Origin of the sequence: Marinobacter sp. UBA2498, assembly GCF_002341575.1 — a bacterium.
In the GTDB taxonomy this organism is placed as follows: Bacteria; Pseudomonadota; Gammaproteobacteria; order Pseudomonadales; family Oleiphilaceae; genus Marinobacter; species Marinobacter manganoxydans.
Genome location: NZ_DDOI01000043.1, coordinates 1 through 486, shown reverse-complemented (window position 1 = coordinate 486; position 486 = coordinate 1). Strand labels below are relative to the sequence as shown.

1 pseudogene is annotated in these 486 nt (G+C 54.5%); it reads right to left on the bottom strand.

Going from position 1 to position 486, the window contains the following annotated elements:
* A pseudogene (locus tag B2W52_RS04785) lies at positions 1-486 on the bottom strand (diguanylate cyclase); the annotation flags it as partial.

The window sequence follows — 486 nt, the reverse complement described above, 5'->3', positions numbered from 1 at the left end:
AAAGAATTATCGCTGCCAAGGCAGATTACCGGCAGGCGACGACGAGAGCTTTCCTCAAAAGACGTGTTCCGTATGGACATAACATCTGAAAGAGCCGATTCCCGACACAAAATGGCCGCTGCTCCGCGGACCTCAGCCAATGCGTTGCCAAGTGCGCCGGCATCATTACAATCTACACGGGTGAAGGAAAAGCCATACGGAGCCATCTCCTTCTCCAGCATCGCGAGGCGTTCTTCCCCCTTTTCCACGAGCAGAACGCTCACCTGCATGCCCTGGCTACCCTTGTAGGTCGTGGGCTCCTCGGTAAAGCTACTATCCTGGTCAACCGCCTGACTCTTGACTTCAACAAGCTCTGCGAGCGCGTCTATTCCATCTGCAAATCCGTCGGGAATGTCGATAGGATGGCTGAGGACGTCGTCGAGAGCGCCAAGACTCTCAGCTTGACCTTTTAACTCCTTTTCCAGTGCCTTGGCAGCTTCACCTAGC